Origin of the sequence: Methylobacter sp. BlB1 (assembly GCF_015476545.1) — a bacterium.
Taxonomy (GTDB): domain Bacteria; phylum Pseudomonadota; class Gammaproteobacteria; order Methylococcales; family Methylomonadaceae; genus Methylobacter.
The window spans coordinates 30,451-46,074 of the sequence record NZ_JADMKV010000009.1 but is presented as its reverse complement, the minus strand read 5'-3'; the positions used below and the strand labels follow the sequence as shown (position 1 = coordinate 46,074).

General features: G+C 55.7%; 16 protein-coding genes. 12 read left to right on the top strand and 4 right to left on the bottom strand.

Annotated features, from left to right (window positions below):
- Window positions 1–71: 71 nt before the first annotated feature.
- Window positions 72–770, bottom strand: a complete 699-nt coding sequence (locus IT781_RS05500) for a VPLPA-CTERM sorting domain-containing protein (protein ID WP_194969136.1) — start codon at window positions 768–770, stop codon at window positions 72–74.
- Window positions 771–1,192: 422 nt separating this feature from the next.
- On the opposite strand from IT781_RS05500, the gene IT781_RS05495 reads away from it, so the two are divergent.
- The 7 genes from IT781_RS05495 to IT781_RS05465 all read left to right on the top strand — a co-directional run bounded on the left by IT781_RS05495 (window position 1,193) and on the right by IT781_RS05465 (window position 7,076).
- The gene (locus IT781_RS05495) at window positions 1,193–1,567 is read left to right on the top strand and encodes a helix-turn-helix transcriptional regulator (protein ID WP_194969135.1); all 375 of its coding nucleotides are present in this window, start codon (window positions 1,193–1,195) and stop codon (window positions 1,565–1,567) included.
- Window positions 1,564–2,043 (top strand): arsenate reductase ArsC, encoded by a 480-nt coding sequence (locus IT781_RS05490; protein ID WP_194969134.1) that lies wholly within the window; start codon window positions 1,564–1,566, stop codon window positions 2,041–2,043. Before IT781_RS05495 ends, IT781_RS05490 begins: the two co-directional genes overlap by 4 nt.
- A gap of 17 nt (window positions 2,044–2,060) precedes the next feature.
- Window positions 2,061–2,783 carry an arsenical resistance protein ArsH gene (gene arsH / locus IT781_RS05485; RefSeq protein WP_194969133.1) on the top strand — a complete coding sequence of 241 codons (723 nt, stop codon included), beginning with the start codon at window positions 2,061–2,063 and terminating at the stop codon, window positions 2,781–2,783.
- A 48-nt stretch (window positions 2,784–2,831) separates the two neighbouring features.
- A complete protein-coding gene (gene arsD, locus IT781_RS05480) occupies window positions 2,832–3,194 on the top strand; it encodes an arsenite efflux transporter metallochaperone ArsD (protein ID WP_194969132.1) in 363 nt (120 codons plus the stop codon).
- Between the two features lie 31 nt (window positions 3,195–3,225).
- The gene (arsA, locus tag IT781_RS05475; protein ID WP_194969178.1) at window positions 3,226–4,983 is read left to right on the top strand and encodes an arsenical pump-driving ATPase; all 1,758 of its coding nucleotides are present in this window, start codon (window positions 3,226–3,228) and stop codon (window positions 4,981–4,983) included.
- A gap of 145 nt (window positions 4,984–5,128) precedes the next feature.
- The gene (arsB, locus tag IT781_RS05470; protein ID WP_228778952.1) at window positions 5,129–6,151 is read left to right on the top strand and encodes an ACR3 family arsenite efflux transporter; all 1,023 of its coding nucleotides are present in this window, start codon (window positions 5,129–5,131) and stop codon (window positions 6,149–6,151) included.
- Window positions 6,152–6,260: 109 nt separating this feature from the next.
- The gene (locus IT781_RS05465; RefSeq protein ID WP_194969131.1) at window positions 6,261–7,076 is read left to right on the top strand and encodes a class I SAM-dependent methyltransferase; all 816 of its coding nucleotides are present in this window, start codon (window positions 6,261–6,263) and stop codon (window positions 7,074–7,076) included.
- A 275-nt stretch (window positions 7,077–7,351) separates the two neighbouring features.
- Here the strand turns inward: IT781_RS05465 and IT781_RS05460 are convergent, their stop codons facing one another.
- The gene (locus IT781_RS05460; RefSeq protein ID WP_194969130.1) at window positions 7,352–9,187 is read right to left on the bottom strand and encodes an ABC transporter ATP-binding protein; all 1,836 of its coding nucleotides are present in this window, start codon (window positions 9,185–9,187) and stop codon (window positions 7,352–7,354) included.
- A gap of 320 nt (window positions 9,188–9,507) precedes the next feature.
- Here IT781_RS05460 and IT781_RS22810 point away from each other — a divergent pair, with 320 nt between their 5' ends.
- A complete protein-coding gene (locus tag IT781_RS22810; protein WP_370526938.1) occupies window positions 9,508–9,939 on the top strand; it encodes a DDE-type integrase/transposase/recombinase in 432 nt (143 codons plus the stop codon).
- Between the two features lie 224 nt (window positions 9,940–10,163).
- Here IT781_RS22810 and IT781_RS05450 read toward each other — a convergent pair whose 3' ends face one another.
- A complete protein-coding gene (locus IT781_RS05450) occupies window positions 10,164–10,559 on the bottom strand; it encodes a hypothetical protein (protein ID WP_194969129.1) in 396 nt (131 codons plus the stop codon).
- Window positions 10,560–11,686: 1,127 nt separating this feature from the next.
- Here IT781_RS05450 and IT781_RS05445 point away from each other — a divergent pair.
- Both IT781_RS05445 and IT781_RS05440 read left to right on the top strand, forming a co-directional pair.
- On the top strand, window positions 11,687–12,043 hold the full coding sequence (locus tag IT781_RS05445) for a BON domain-containing protein (RefSeq protein WP_194969128.1): 357 nt from the start codon (window positions 11,687–11,689) through the stop codon (window positions 12,041–12,043).
- A gap of 194 nt (window positions 12,044–12,237) precedes the next feature.
- On the top strand, window positions 12,238–12,606 hold the full coding sequence (locus IT781_RS05440; protein ID WP_228778945.1) for a pyridoxamine 5'-phosphate oxidase family protein: 369 nt from the start codon (window positions 12,238–12,240) through the stop codon (window positions 12,604–12,606).
- Between the two features lie 109 nt (window positions 12,607–12,715).
- Here the strand turns inward: IT781_RS05440 and IT781_RS05435 are convergent, their stop codons facing one another.
- Window positions 12,716–13,183 (bottom strand): nuclear transport factor 2 family protein, encoded by a 468-nt coding sequence (locus IT781_RS05435; RefSeq protein ID WP_194969127.1) that lies wholly within the window; start codon window positions 13,181–13,183, stop codon window positions 12,716–12,718.
- A 402-nt stretch (window positions 13,184–13,585) separates the two neighbouring features.
- On the opposite strand from IT781_RS05435, the gene adh reads away from it, so the two are divergent.
- Both adh and IT781_RS05425 read left to right on the top strand, forming a co-directional pair.
- Complete coding sequence (adh, locus tag IT781_RS05430) at window positions 13,586–15,106, top strand: aldehyde dehydrogenase (RefSeq protein WP_194969126.1); 1,521 nt, start codon at window positions 13,586–13,588, stop codon at window positions 15,104–15,106.
- Window positions 15,107–15,115: 9 nt separating this feature from the next.
- Complete coding sequence (locus IT781_RS05425) at window positions 15,116–15,478, top strand: DUF779 domain-containing protein (RefSeq protein ID WP_194969125.1); 363 nt, start codon at window positions 15,116–15,118, stop codon at window positions 15,476–15,478.
- The last annotated feature ends 146 nt before the right edge of the window (window positions 15,479–15,624 follow it).

Here is a 15,624-nt window from a genome sequence, read left to right as displayed (position 1 = left end):
AAGCTGCGCTTGATGGCAATCAACGCGACAGAGTTCACAAAAAAGGCCGGTATACCCGGCCTTTATTCTATTTATGACAGCCAACTATTAAGCACCAAAGTTTTACGACGTTTGCTAAAGAATCCTAACCCTGCCAATGCAGAACCAAACAACCATACTGCGGCCGGTGCAGGTACTGCGCTCGGATTGAGAGGAGGCAGGGTGCCGCCGTTGATAATCAGGGATGATTTAGCGAGTGAAACGGCCCAGTTGTCGCCCAAAGCGTCTATCGCTATCTTTAATTGTAAACCGGCATTGATTTCATCAAACCAGGAGGAAGCCAGATCGAATGTGGTGAAAGACCATATGTCGCCTGCGCCGGCCAAGTTGCCCAGCAATTCCCACGACGAGCTGTCGTTACTCCAACCGTAAATATTGTCTATTTCTCCAGCATCTGTATCGGCATCAAAGGCGCTGACAGATACCGAGGCGCTGCTGATGGCGTCGGCAACCGGTCTGAACTGCCAGCTCCAGTCTTCCCCTTGCCATCTGTAATACGGGCTGCTTTCTTTGCTGGCTTCGTCTGGAGTCCAGTAGGTTGTGCCAGGACCAGGGTTGAAGAAGTCCAAGGTTTGGGTGGATGCAAAAGCTGCGCTTGTTAAATCCAATGATAAGGCAGCCAAAACTAATATAGTCGATAAAAGTTTCATAAAATTCACTTCCATATTGATGCAAAAGATTGTTGATAAAATAAGGAAGAATACAGCCCCTATGTTTTGTTCCTTGATCAACCAAGGAAATTCATTATGAATTTCTTAGAAAAGGTCAGTCATCACCCATATGGGTGATGGCAACCAAAATTTCTCAAATTTTTCGCGGCCGGTTGTGAATTTTCTGGATGCGAGTCAACAAGAAGATCAAACGGATCAAGCTACCCTGGCTCACTAGGCTCCTGGTTTATTGTCTGGTTTTATGCGCGAATCGACCTATGAGCTTTTTTAATATTACTGCGGCTGTAATCATAAATTAGCCATGAGCCCTGATTGGCCTCGATAGAGTTTAGCTCTGGGACAATAGCCTCCAAAGAGTCCAAAACAGCCCTAATGAGGCATTTAAAGTGTTGCATTAGGGCAGTTCAGTTTGATTATGCCGATACGGAACAGTGATCATGTAAAGTATTTCAATATTTCAATAATTGTTGTAGTATTCATCTATGGATAAAACTACTGCCACTTCAATTTTCGAATCCCTTTCATCCGGCGTGCGCCTGGATGTGTACCGGTTACTGGTAAAACACGGCCCCAATGGTTTGGTGGCGGGTGAAATCGCCACGGCACTGAATCTGCCGCCCACGAACCTGTCCTTTCATTTAAAAGCCATGACCCATGCTCAATTGCTGCATGTGACCCAGGAAGGCCGCTTCCAGCGTTACCGGGCCAACCTAGCGCTGATGCGGGAGCTGATCGCCTATCTGACCGAGGAGTGCTGCGCCGGGCATCCCGAACAGTGCTTCGATCAAGCGCCGGCATCCGGCTGCTGCGATTCAAGCTCATCGGTTTCATTAACCCAGACGGAATCCACTCCATGAATGTGTTGTTTCTTTGCACCGGCAATTCCTGCCGTTCCATTCTCGGCGAAGCCGCCTTCAACCATTTGGCCCCGGCAGGCTGGCGGGCCATGAGCGCCGGCAGCCTGCCCACCGGGCAGGTGCATTCGCGCTCACTGGCGCTGTTGAACCGCGAAGGTATTTCGACCGAAGGCCTGCACAGCAAGTCGTGGGACAATCTGCCGCAGACGCCGGATATTGTCATCACCGTATGCGCGGGCGCGGCAGGCGAAACCTGCCCGGCTTATCTGGGACCGGTACTGCGCACGCATTGGGGTGTCGAAGACCCGGCCCATGCGACCGGCAGCGACGAGGAAGTCGATGCAGCTTTTATGACCGCCTATCGCATCCTGCGCCATCGCATTGAAACCTTGCTGGCTTTGCCATTGGCAGAGCTGGAAAACGACCCGGCACGCCTGAAGGCAGAGCTGGATCGTATCGGCAACCTGTTACCTTGAGCTTTAAGAGGGCCAACGTGTCTGACTTATTGAATGATTTACCGAATATCGAGCGTGAACTGTTCCATACTCCGGATCTGAGCCAGCTCCGGCCTGCGGCTCCTTCCGCGCACGCCCCGCGTTTCCTGCTGTTGTACGGCTCTCTGCGCGAACGCTCTTTCAGCCGTCTGCTGGTCGAGGAAGCCGCCCGACTGCTTCGGGCCATGGGCGGCGAGGTGAAGATCTTCAACCCCAGCGGCCTGCCGCTGCCTGATGATGCGCCCGAAACGCATCCGAAGGTGGTTGAACTGCGGGAACTGACCCAATGGGCCGAAGGCATGGTCTGGTGCTCGCCGGAACGCCATGGCGCCATGACCGGCATCATGAAGACGCAGATCGACTGGATTCCGCTGTCTATAGGCGCTATTCGTCCCACCCAGGGCAAGACCTTAGCCCTGATGCAAGTGTGCGGCGGCTCGCAGTCCTTCAATGCCGTCAACCAGATGCGCGTCCTGGGCCGCTGGATGCGCATGCTGACCATCCCCAATCAGTCGTCGGTCGCCAAAGCCTATCTGGAATTTGACGACAACGACCGCATGAAGCCGTCGGCTTATTATGACCGGGTAGTGGACGTGATGGAGGAACTGTTCAAGTTCACGCTGCTGACCCGGGATGTGGCGCCTTATCTGGTGGACCGTTACAGCGAGCGCAAGGAGAGCGCCGAAGCACTGTCCCGGCGGGTTAATCAGGCCGCGATTTAGTAAAAGGCTTGGCCATAACTGTTATTGATTATTAAGTGGAGATTCCGCATGAAAACTATCCAAGTGTTTGACCCGGCGCTGTGCTGCAGCACCGGCGTCTGTGGCGTTGATGTCGACCAGCAATTGGTCAGCTTTGCCGCCGATGTCGATTGGGCCAAACAACAGGGCGCCCAAATCGAGCGCTTCAATCTCGCCCAGCAACCGATGGCTTTTGCCGAAAATGCGGTCGTGAAAAGCTTCCTGGAGCGCTCCGGCGCCGAGGCTTTGCCGTTGATTCTGGTCGATGGCGAAGTGGCGTTGGCCGGCCGTTACCCTAACCGTGCCGAGTTGGCGCGCTGGGCCGGAATCAGCAAACCGGTCATTGAAATCAAGCCGGCGGGCGGCTGCTGCGGCGGCAGTAGCTGCTGTTAAAAAATAACTTGAAGGTATCGTCATGGCTGCGCTGAAATTTCTCGACCAACCGCCGCGCTTCCTGTTTTTCACCGGCACGGGCGGTGTCGGCAAGACTTCGATTGCCTGTGCCACGGCGATACAGCTGGCGGATGGCGGCCGGCGTGTGCTGCTGGTCAGCACTGACCCGGCTTCCAATGTCGGCCAGGTGTTCGGCGTCAATATCGGCAATCAGATCACCGCGATTGCCGCAGTGCCCAATCTGGCCGCCCTGGAGATCGACCCGCAAGCCGCCGCCCAAACCTACAGGAACCGCATTGTCGGCCCGGTACGCGGCATTTTGCCGGATGGGGTGGTGAAAGGCATCGAGGAGCAACTGTCCGGCGCCTGCACGACCGAGATTGCGGCCTTTGATGAATTCACTGCCTTGCTGATCGAGTCGGACCTGACAGCCGGCTATGATCACATCATTTTCGATACGGCGCCCACTGGCCATACTATTCGCCTGCTGCAACTGCCCGGCGCCTGGAGCGGCTTTCTGGAGGCCGGCAAAGGCGATGCCTCCTGCCTAGGGCCTCTGGCCGGCCTTGAAAAGCAGCGGGCGCAATACAAGGCGGCCGTGGAAGCACTGGCCGATGCGGCTCGTACCCGGTTGATACTGGTGGCCCGTGCCCAACAGGCGACCCTGCGCGAAGTGGCCCGCACGCATGAAGAACTGGCGGCGATTGGCCTATCGCAGCAATACTTGGTGATCAACGGCATCCTGTCGCCTGCCGAAGCCGATAAAGATTCGTTAGCGGCCGCCATTCATGAAAGAGAGAGTGCCGCGCTGGCTGCGATGCCGGACGCCTTGAGAGCCCTGCCGCGCGATGAAGTCATGCTCAAACCATTCAACCTGGTCGGCATAGAACTCCTGCGTCAGCTGCTGGAGGATGCACCCGAGCTAGAAGAAGCCCAGGTGGGTATCTCCGCCGAACTGGAAAAGCCTCGCCTTGCCGAACTGGTCGAGGCCATGGCGCAAGACGGCCATGGCCTCGTGATGCTGATGGGCAAAGGCGGCGTCGGCAAAACCACGCTGGCTGCTGCGGTCGCTGTGGAACTGGCTCGCCGCGGCTTGCCGGTGCACCTGACCACCTCGGACCCGGCCGCCCATTTGAGCGAAACGCTGAACGATACGTTGGATAACCTGACGGTCAGCCGGATCGATCCGCACGAGGAAACCGAACGCTATCGCCGGCATATCCTGCAGACCAAGGGCGCCAAGCTCGATGCGCAAGGCCTTGCCATGCTCGAGGAAGACCTGCGCTCCCCGTGCACCGAGGAGATCGCCGTGTTCCAGGCTTTTTCGCGCATCATCCGCGAGGCGGGCAAGCAATTCGTGGTCATGGATACGGCCCCGACCGGTCATACCCTGCTGCTGCTGGATGCGACCGGCGCCTATCACCGTGAGATCAACCGGCAGATGGGAGCCTCGGGAATGCACTACACCACGCCGTTGATGCGCTTGCAGGACCAGAAACTGACCAAGGTACTGATCGTCACGCTGGCGGAAACCACGCCGATACTGGAAGCGGCCAATCTGCAAGAGGACCTGCGCCGGGCCGGCATCGAGCCGTGGGCCTGGGTGATCAATAACAGCCTGGCCGCGGCGACGGTCACCTCGCCCCTGCTGCGCCAGCGGGCGGCCAACGAGTGGCGGGAAATCGATGCCGTGACCAAACACTACGTCCGGCGTTATGCCGTGGTTCCATTGCTTCAACAAGAGCCTGTGGGCGTCAGCCGCCTGCTGGCATTGGCCGGCGGCAACTAGAACCCGGCAGCCTGTCAAACGGCTAACGCTCTGCTCATATAAACGAAGGAGTACTTTCATGAACATGCAAGAGATCCCTAGCTCAAGGCGATCCGGTAATCGCCCTGGCAGCCCACCTCATGCGGCTCCCAAGCGCTTGGGATTCATGGCCCGGTTTCTGACGCTGTGGATTTTCATGGCCATGGTGGCCGGCGTGGCCGTAGGCAATTTCGTCCCTGAGGTCACGACCTGGTTGACCCGCTTTCAGGTCGGAACAACCTCCATGCCGATCGCCATCGGCCTCATCCTGATGATGTATCCGCCGCTGGCCAAGGTCCGTTATGAGGAACTGCCCTTGGTCTTCAAAGACCTGAAGGTGCTGTCGCTTTCGCTGATCCAGAACTGGGTGATCGGCCCCTTTCTGATGTTCGTGCTGGCGATCATTTTCCTGCGGGACTATCCCAGCTATATGGTGGGACTGATCATTATCGGCTTGGCCCGCTGCATTGCCATGGTGCTGGTCTGGAACGATCTGGCGGATGGCGATACCGAATATTGCGCCGGGCTGGTGGCCTTCAACTCCATTTTCCAGATGCTGTTCTTTTCCGTCTATGCCTATCTTTTCGTGACCCTGCTGCCTGACTGGCTGGGCATCGCGTCCGGGCTGGAAGTGAAAATCACCATGCTGGAGGTGGCCGAAAGCGTGCTCATTTATTTGGGCATTCCTTTCTTCGGCGGCATGTTGACCCGGTTTCTGCTGGTCCGGCAAAAAGGCCGGGCGTGGTATGAGGAAAAGTTTATCCCGAAAATCAGCCCGATTACCCTGATCGCCTTGCTGTTCACGATTCTGGTCATGTTTTCCCTGAAAGGCGAATACATCGTGCAGTTGCCGCTGGATGTGCTGCGCATCGCCGTTCCGCTGGTGATCTATTTCATCATCATGTTTCTGGTCACGTTTTATATGTCCGCCAAGGCCGGCGCCGGTTATCGCATCAGCGCTACGTTATCGTTCACAGCGGCCAGCAATAACTTCGAACTGGCGATCGCCGTGGCGGTGGCGGTGTTCGGGCTGCAGTCGGGCGAAGCCTTCGCGGCGGTGATAGGGCCGCTGGTGGAGGTGCCGGTGCTGATCGGGCTGGTCAACGTGGCCCTTTACTTCAGGAAAAAGTACTTTATGCCTGTCCGGTAATGAACGTACAGGCAGACGGCGGGGAAACCGCAGGCCCGGGATAGGGTAAACTTATCCCTAAGCGCTACCTCAATAATTACACCATCGACTATTTAACAGCGAGACAGCCATGAATGAACTTGAAGTCGCCAAAGCCAAAGCGGCCATGACCTACAATGCGGCAGCCGACTATTTCGACCACCCGGTCAGTTCCTTCTGGCACGGCTTTGGCCGGCAGACGATTGAACGCATCGGCTTGCGGCCGGGAGAGCGGGTGCTGGATGTCTGTTCCGGCAGCGGCGGCTCCGCCCTGCCTGCGGCCGAGCTGGTTGGACCCGGCGGCCAGGTGGTGGCGTCTGATCTTGCTGAGCGTTTGATTGCTCTGGCTGAGGCTAAGGCGCAGGCCAGAGGCCTGGAAAACATCGAGTTCAGGGTTGCCGATATGCTGGATCTGGGCTATCCGGATGCCAGTTTCGATGCGGTCGTGTGCGTGTTCGGCATCTTCTTCGTGCCGGATATGGCGGCGGCGGTCAAAGAGTTATGGCGCATGGTGAAGCCCGGCGGCCGTCTGGCCATCACGACCTGGGGGCCCGACCTGTTCGAGCCGGCCAACAGCGCCTTTTGGGACGCCATTGCCGATGTGCGCCCGGACCTGCAGCGAAGCTTCAATCCCTGGGAGCGTATTTCAGAGCCGTCCGGACTGCGCGAAATGCTCGCCGAGGCCGGCGTATGTACTGATAACATTGTGGCAGAAACCGGCGCGCATCCGTTGAATACGCCCGAGGACTGGTGGCTGATTGCCATGGGCAGCGGCTATCGAGGCACGCTGGCGCAACTCGATGTGGAAGCTTTAACTTATGTGCACGAAAAAAATCTGGCACATCTGGATGAACATCAGGTGAAGACTATAGCCACGAACGTCATTTACGCAGTGGCTACCAAGTAAGAGGTGCAGGTCTGGCTTTATCGATTACAAAGGCTCTGAAGCCGAGAATTTTGGGTGCATTTAATCCGAGCGCATATTCATGAAATGCAAATCCATACCGATCAATGCTACAGCGGTTTGCCAGTGATTGGCAGCGGACTGTCATGGGCTGAAACGGCCAGGGTGAAACAGGCTTAAGCCGCACGCAGGACATTCCCGTTGCCAACTAATGGCGAGGCGGCGGCGATTCCGCCACCCATCATTATCAGACTGTAAACGCGGACTCTCTCACCATGCTACTCGGTGTCGTAATCCGGCGAGCAGACATTGTCGGATGCCTGCTTTTTCCGTTTCGGGCGCGCGCTTGGCTCGGCATCGAAGCCTTCCGTCTGCAGGCGCCAAAGCGTGTTGAACACGCCGCCGCTCTGGCGCAGCTCATGAGGAGACCCGCTTTCGACGATGTGCCCTTGATGCAGCACGATGATGCGGTCGAAACCGGACAGCGTCGACAGACGGTGCGCCACGGCCAGTACCGTGCGGCCGTGCATCAGCTCGCTCAGGGCGGCCTGGATCTCCGCCTCGGAATGGGTATCAAGCGCCGAAGTGGCCTCGTCGAGAATCAGGATCGGCGCATCCTTCAGGAACGCCCGTGCGATCCCCAAGCGCTGGCGCTGGCCTCCGGAGAGCATCACACCGCGCTCGCCGACCACGGTCTGGTAGCCGTGCGGCAGCTCGCGGATGAACTCATCACAGAAGGCGTGCCGCGCCGCTTCATAGACTTCTTCATCGCTCGCATCGGGACGGCCATAGCGGATGTTCTCGAGGATGCTGCGGTTAAACAGCGCAGTCTCCTGCGGCACCACGGCGATTTGCTCGCGCAGACTGTCCTGGCTGACGCTGCGGATATCCTGTCCATCGATCAGAACACGCCCGCCCTGCACATCGTCAAGACGCTGGACCAGGCTGATCAGGGTGGACTTGCCGGCACCGGATGAGCCGACGATGCCAATCTTTTGTCCGGCCGGGATATGCAGGTTGAAGTCTTTAAACACCTCGCGACGGCCCTGATAGACGAAGCGGATATTCTCAAAGTCGATGCTGCCTTGGGTCAGGACCAGCTGAGGCTCGGGATCGTCCAGATCATGAGGCGGGCTAATGATACGCAGGGTATCGGCGATCGCGCCGATCTTCTGCGTGCTGTCCACCAGTGCCAAAGCCAGATCCCGCGAGCCATGCAGGATGCGAAACGTCAGCGTGCTGACCATGACCACATCGCCGGTCGTAACGGCGCCAGCCAGCCACAGATTGATGGCCCACACCAGCATCCCGCCGGCCATCAGCGACAGGCAGATATCATGGATCACCCGGGTCAGCTCCACATGCATCCAGCTGCGCCGATGGGCGCGCGCTTCTTCGCCAAACAGCTGAGCCAGGCGTTCGCTTTCACGGTTGCGCGCCGAAAAGGCTTTGATGGTCCAGACGTTGGATACGGCATCCACCACTTCACCACCGACCTTTGAGACCTGAGTGGCAAAGTGCTGGTGCTTGGTTCGGCCACGGATGCCGAGACCCGTGATCAACGCGGAAACCGCGATCGCGAAGCCGACCAACGTCAACGCCATGCGTTGATCCACGCTCAATAGCACCACCATCGCGCCGAAGAAATCGACGACAGGCGGCATAATCCTCCAGATCAGCCCGCCATAGATCGATTCGACCGCACCGGAGACCGCGGTGATTCGGTTGCCCAGCGAACCGGTCGGCAGCTGCTGGAAGTAGCGCATCGAGTGGCCGGTCAGGTATTTGAACAAGTCAATGCGCATGTCTACGCAGCTGGCCAGTATCGTACGGGAGCCGAGCCAGCCGCTAAGGCGCAAAAGGGTATTCTCGATGACGATCAGGCTGATCAATAGCCCCAAGGCGAACCAGACAGTGGTATGGGTTCGGCCGTCGCCGGACATGGCATCGACCAGCAGCTTCATGCCGTACTGTACGGCGATCGCGCTGCTTGCAGCGCCGAAAATGATGACCATCAGGCCGCCGAAATGCCAGGGCCGCATGCGGATATAGTGCCAGAGAAAGGCCAGCGGCTTGCTGGGCAGCAGTTTAACTTTCGAATGAGGATTTTGCATAAGGAAACAACAAACTTCTTTGCGGGGATTTTAAAAATGACAAAGCCGTACTGCTGTAGCTTCAGCTTGTCGGCCAAATTGGCGCGATCGTCTTGCCAGTCATGAGGCACAAGGCTGAAATGCTGATTAAAAGGATACAGTCGGCATCATTAAGAATACCTCAGCTAGATTAACGTACGCTTAGCTCATAGTGATGGGATTGATGCCGGGAAAAGAGCCGGTTTTGGCGCGTTAGCAGAGGGAGCATTGATTCCGGTAGGCTATGCGCTCGATCAACACCGCTTAAACTATCTGCATGATCGACTTCAAAGGCCACCGATTTGAAAAAGCCGTCATTGTTTTTCAAGAAAGCCATCCATCAGCACGGTCTACCGGACAAGGTCACGGTCGACCAGAGCGGCGCCAATGCGCCGCGGCTCGAGGCACTCCAGGAGGAGACCGGTCACGCGGTCGAGATACGTCAGAGCAAATACCTGAACAATCGCATCGAACAAGACCATCGGGCCATCAAACGCATTATTCGACCGATGCCCGGATTCAAATCCTTTCGTTCGGCCAGCATCATTCTGCAAGGCATCGAGCTGATGCACACGATTAAGTATGCTTGGGCGCAAAAAAAAGCCTCTGTCGAAGAGGCCGAAAGACATCAATGTCTAGTGTTTGGCTTGAGGAGTTCACCCTTGGCTAACCAGAAGGATTTCATGATTAAAATCTGTGGGGGCGACTTTAGTCGCCTCCTGGGGCGAAAATAGGCGACTAAAGCCGCCCCACAGGCTTGCGTAAGTCCTGTTTATGAAAGCGCAGCTGATGTTTAACCGGATCACGGCAGTTTACGAACCATAGAGAATACCGTCCTGATAGGTATTGGGCGTGATCGAATAGATCGATCAGAATTGCTGTCCTTCAGAAACTGGTATCTTTATTGACATGCTCACTGCCAATAGCAGGGCTTGTGCTCAGTTATTGGGCATCCGGGCTATTCTTCTCTGCGTGTCGGATCACCGCCGGGCCTATTGCCCATGTTGACATCCGGCTTGTCGGTGCTTCCCTCGCTGCCTGAAGTTGTACCGGTGCTTTCCTGGCTACTGCCCGGTTTGTTGCCTTCCGGACTACCTCCAGGCCTGTTACCCATGTTCACTTTCGGCAGGTCCTTCTTGCCGCTACCTTGGCCTTCAATACGAAACGCTCTTCCCCATTTGCCAGGCTCTCCTTCGCTGCCTTTGGACTGCGTAGGCTCACCGCTCGCCCCTTGCTGTTCTCCTGCCTGCAGAGGATTGCCCATGTAGATCAGGCTGGCTCCGAAGACCAACGGCAGCCAGAACTTTTTTGTAGAAAATCCAGCTGTATTCGATACTTTTTCTATAGCTTTCATGATCGATTCCTCTACTGAGACTGGTTTAGTTTTTTAAGGTGATTTAAAAGCACTTCTTCAGTTGTTGGGGCTTTATTAGCCCTCCTACTGAGATTTGAATGGGTAGGCATTCTGCAAAATGCCATGATTTAATTAAAGATTAACTATAAGGTTTGTTGAAGTCAGTGCGCTTCCACACATTGATTGAGTCACTTTGAGGCGGAGGACTTCATGCGGCTCTATATTCCTATCACCAATAGCAGATTCGCCATTGTTAAAAATGGCGCAATTTCTCTAAGACTCATGCTAAATGTCAGTGCAACCTGACATTATTAGAAAACTGAAAACGGGTTCGAAGGTCTCGGGAGAGGTTCAATTTCCTGCTCATGATCGATGACCTAATACGTTATTGATCCTAGTACTACAGTTGTCGATTATTTTTCTCCCGTCGTCGGTAATGGCAGGCACGGGCCACGGCTTGATGCCGTCTTCGCCGCAACGACCAACTCATGATGTGCATGATTCTTGATGGACGCCGCTACAACAGCTTGCACTAGGTGATGGTACGTAAAAGGCGGGCTGAAAGTCTATCGAGAAATTCGCCTTGTCTATCACAAAAAATATTTTATGTATGGTATCGCACCGATGCGCAATCACTGGCCGGGTTAAATTATTGGTTAGGTTTTGACCTAAAGTACATGGCGAAGCCTGGTTTTCTATAACAAGCCGCGTGCCCATCAGGCCACGTTTGTCTTTCTAATGTTGGAGAATCCCGACCATGCCTACTGCTCAGCGTCAGCCAACTTCATGCTAAGCAATTCCATTTCTACCTTTGCACCTGTGAAGTCTGTGTTGAAATCTGCGAGGCCTGCGCCAGTATCGGGAACATGAAAGCCTGTGCATCTGCCTGCCGTGAATGCTCCGACAGTTGCAAGCAAATGGCAAACATGGCGATGCGCTGATGTTTAAAGGGGGACGGCAGGGGGAGGGAATCGGCAGGTGATATTCATTGATTAGGATGGGCGTCTTGCCTTTATTGATTCCGAAGTAAAAAGGTGGCTAGAGCTATCCGCTATGACTGGCAAGCAAGCCTAAATAACGAGACGAGCCGGCCGTTATCATTTAATTATTCATCTGGAGAATTCGTTATGAAATCAATCAACTATCGCTCAGCATTTCTTTACGCTCTGATACTCACATCAATGGCCGGTTACGGGACTGCGATAGCGGGCGAAAGGATGGAGCTGGCAGCCGGAGGCGGCCAAGCCACCGGTGAATATGTGGATGACGCCATGATTACGACCAAGGTAAAAGCCGCCATAGTCAATACCCCCAAACTCAGCGTCTTCAGCATCGACGTGGAAACACGCGACGGTGTAGTGCAATTAAGTGGCTCCGTAGACTCTGAAGAGGATATCACTACAGCGACTGAGGTTGCCCAGCGAGTCGAAGGCGTTAAATCCGTAAAAAATAACCTGCAACTTAAAAACCCAGTGTCGAAATAGGCTCAGAGGGACGGGCGCAAAATCTGGAGAGGGGATAGAGCGCCCGAGTTAAAGTGATAGCTTGGTAAAGCGGCCCAAGTTTCCAGTTAATTTCAAATGATGGCCCGTTTTAGATAGGGTCAGAGCGCGCTGCCGCTCATCAAATTGACTGGCTTGGGCCTTCTGCCCAGCCTGAGAAACTTTGCGACAGCGGCATGTATATTTCGGCCGGCAACGTATTGGTTAACCCGCATGTCGGTCTGTTGTTCGTCGATTTTCAGAGACAGGCCCGCCTTCGCCTGAACGGCAACGCTTTCATCCAGGAAGATGATCCCTTGCTCAAGCACTGGCCGGAAGCCGAACTGGTGCTGCGGGTCAAAGTGCGGGAAATGTTCCCGAACTGTCCGCGTTATATCCACAAAATGGAATTGATCGAGGAATCGGCTTTTGTGCCCAAGGCCCAGTGTGAAACGCCCGTGCCGGCCTGGAAGCGCCTGGAGGCTGTCGCTGATGTATTGCCGCCCCGCGATGCGCATCTGGCCGGAAACGAACAGGATGCCGCGGCCGCATTGAACAGAAGCTGAGAAGCCGCTGACAGAGGGCGGCAGTTTCAGATGATTGCGCCATCTTCGGCCCGAGCGGTAAAAAATCCGTTAGAGATGGCGCAGTGATGATATCCCCGCCAGCCTGTTTTTACAGGCCCAGATCGCTCAGCCCCGGATGATCATCGGGACGTCTGCCCAGCGGCCAGAAGAACTTGCGCTCGGACTCCTTGATGGGCAGATCGTTAATGCTGGCGTAGCGGCGCATCATGAAGCCGTGCTCGTTGAATTCCCAGTTTTCATTGCCGTAGCTGCGGAACCACTGCCCGGAGTCATCATGCCATTCGTAGGCAAAACGCACGGCGATGCGGTTGCCGGTGCAAGCCCATAATTCTTTGATCAACCGGTAATCCAGTTCCCTGGCCCATTTGCGCGACAGGAACTGGTGAATTTCCTCATGCCCAACCGGAAATTCGGCGCGATTGCGCCAATGGGAGTCTTCCGTGTAGACAAGCACTACACGATCCGGATCGCGGGTGTTCCACGCATCCTCAGCCATGCGTACCTTTTGGGCGGCGGTTTCAGGCGTAAAAGGGGGAAGCGGCGGTTTGTTTTCCATATCGGGTCTCCCGTAGCAGTTAGCGATAGATGTAGACAGATCTGTATACTATCAAGAATGTAAGCATAGCCTGAATATTTCACCACGAAGGATACGAAGTACACGAAGGCTTTTCAATTCAAATGCTGGCAACTATTTCCGGATGAATTCATAAAGTGACGGGAAGAAAATGACAGCACCTTGCTTTTCTTAGCGTTCTCTGTGGTTTCATGAAATATCCGGGATAGAAATTAGGCAAAGTTGTATAACCGAATCTTCGATGATATTGTAAGGCAGCAGTTTTTGACTCCCTTCACAATGACATCCGGATTACCAGATTCGACTTATTCATGGTGATGACGGCTGCGGTTTATTGACGGCATTGTAGATGGGGCGCACATCTATCTACATTCGGAGACCCGTATGCGTTACATTGATCCCAACCAGGCCGACAGCAAAGTCCATTTCAAATCCCGCTACGACAACTACATCGGCGGCGCCTGGATAGCGCCTGCCAACGGACTTTATTTCGAGAATCCAAGCCCGATCAACGGAAAGACCTTCTGCGAGGTCGCCCGCTCATCGGCTGAGGATATCGAAAAGGCCCTGGATGCCGCCCATGCCGCGAAAGACGCCTGGGGCCGCACGGCTCCCGCAGACCGCTCAAACATCCTGCTGAAAATCGCCGACCGCATGGAAGCCAACCTGGAAATGCTGGCGGTGGCGGAGACCTGGGACAACGGCAAGCCGGTCCGCGAAACCCTGGCCGCCGATATCCCGCTGGCTGTCGACCATTTTCGCTATTTCGCCTCCTGCATCCGCGCCCAGGAAGGCGCGTTGAGCGAAATAGACCATGACACCATTGCCTACCATTTCCACGAGCCTCTGGGCGTGGTCGGGCAGATCATCCCATGGAACTTCCCCATCCTGATGGCCGCTTGGAAACTTGCGCCGGCGCTGGCTGCGGGCAATTGCGTCGTGCTTAAGCCGGCTGAGCAGACCCCCGCCAGCATCATGGTGCTGATGGAGCTGATCGGCGATCTACTGCCGCCCGGCGTGTTGAATATCGTGAACGGTTTCGGCGTGGAAGCCGGCAAGCCTCTGGCCAAAAATAAGCGCATCGCCAAGATTGCCTTCACCGGCGAGACCACGACGGGCCGCCTGATCATGCAGTATGCCTCGGAAAACCTCATTCCTGTGACGCTGGAACTGGGCGGCAAATCGCCCAACATCTTTTTCGAGGACGTGCTGGTCCACGATGACGATTTCGCCGATAAGGCGCTGGAAGGTTTCGCGATGTTTGCGCTCAATCAGGGCGAGGTTTGCACCTGTCCGTCCCGAGCGCTGATACAGGCATCGATCTATGACGACTTCATGGCGCGGGCCGTCGCGCGCCTGCAGCATATTCGGCGCGGCCATCCTCTGGATACCGATACCATGGTCGGCGCCCAGGCTTCCAATGACCAGCTGGAAAAAATCCTCGCCTACATCGACATCGGCCAGCAGGAGGGCGCCAAACTGCTCGCCGGCGGCAAACGCTGCGAACTGGAAGGCGAGCTGGCCGGCGGCTATTATGTCGAGCCGACCATCTTCGCCGGCAACAACCGGATGCGGATTTTCCAGGAAGAAATCTTCGGCCCTGTCGTTTCGGTGACCTCGTTCAAGGACCAGGCCGAAGCGCTGGCAATCGCCAACGAAACCTTATATGGTCTAGGCGCGGGCGTCTGGAGCCGGGACATCAACGTCGCCTATCATATGGGGCGCGGCATTCAGGCGGGACGGGTCTGGACCAATTGTTATCACCTTTATCCGGCCCATGCGACTTTCGGCGGTTACAAGCAGTCGGGCATCGGGCGGGAGAACCACAAAATGATGCTCGAGCATTATCAGCATACCAAGAACCTGCTGGTGAGCTATAGCCCGAAAGCGCTGGGATTTTTCTGAGGTTGGCCGATGAGCGTGACCCGCGTTTCCTGCACCCCGGCCGCTGCCGAGCTGATCGCCAAGCTCAAGCGGTTGCACGGCTGCGAACTGTTGTTCCACCAGTCGGGCGGCTGCTGCGACGGCAGCGCGCCCATGTGTTATCCGCAAGACGAATTCCGGGTCGGTGATTCTGACGTGAAGCTGGGCGAGATTGAAGGCTGTCCTTTCTACATGGGCGCCGATCAATTCGAATACTGGCGGCATACCCATCTGATCATCGACGTGGTGCCCGGCAGGGGCAGCGGTTTCTCGCTGGAAGCGCCCGAAGGCGTGCGGTTTATCACTCGCTCAAGGCTGTTGACCGGGGATGAAGAAGCGGATCTTGATCGCTAACAGATCCACGGAACATTTCAAGTGCGCGTGTAGGTGCGAATTCATTCGCACTGCCTATTGCTGTTCCATATCTTGGCGGCAATTTCGGGTCGAATACCCACAAGGGGCACGAGTGAATTCGATCCTACAGACAAGCATATTTAGGC

Excerpts from the sequence above, each read along its gene's own strand:
- IT781_RS05495 (WP_194969135.1), top strand. The coding sequence starts at position 1,193 with ATGGATAAAACTACTGCCACTTCAATTTTCGAATCCCTTTCATCCGGC.
- arsD (WP_194969132.1), top strand. The coding sequence starts at position 2,832 with ATGAAAACTATCCAAGTGTTTGACCCGGCGCTGTGCTGCAGCACCGGC.
- arsB (WP_228778952.1), top strand. The coding sequence starts at position 5,129 with ATGGCCCGGTTTCTGACGCTGTGGATTTTCATGGCCATGGTGGCCGGC.
- IT781_RS05425 (WP_194969125.1), top strand. The coding sequence starts at position 15,116 with ATGAGCGTGACCCGCGTTTCCTGCACCCCGGCCGCTGCCGAGCTGATC.
- IT781_RS05460 (WP_194969130.1), bottom strand. The coding sequence starts at position 9,187 with ATGCAAAATCCTCATTCGAAAGTTAAACTGCTGCCCAGCAAGCCGCTG.
- adh (WP_194969126.1), top strand. The coding sequence starts at position 13,586 with ATGCGTTACATTGATCCCAACCAGGCCGACAGCAAAGTCCATTTCAAA.
- IT781_RS05450 (WP_194969129.1), bottom strand. The coding sequence starts at position 10,559 with ATGAAAGCTATAGAAAAAGTATCGAATACAGCTGGATTTTCTACAAAA.
- IT781_RS05490 (WP_194969134.1), top strand. The coding sequence starts at position 1,564 with ATGAATGTGTTGTTTCTTTGCACCGGCAATTCCTGCCGTTCCATTCTC.
- IT781_RS05465 (WP_194969131.1), top strand. The coding sequence starts at position 6,261 with ATGAATGAACTTGAAGTCGCCAAAGCCAAAGCGGCCATGACCTACAAT.
- IT781_RS05440 (WP_228778945.1), top strand. The coding sequence starts at position 12,238 with ATGTATATTTCGGCCGGCAACGTATTGGTTAACCCGCATGTCGGTCTG.
- IT781_RS05445 (WP_194969128.1), top strand. The coding sequence starts at position 11,687 with ATGAAATCAATCAACTATCGCTCAGCATTTCTTTACGCTCTGATACTC.
- IT781_RS05435 (WP_194969127.1), bottom strand. The coding sequence starts at position 13,183 with ATGGAAAACAAACCGCCGCTTCCCCCTTTTACGCCTGAAACCGCCGCC.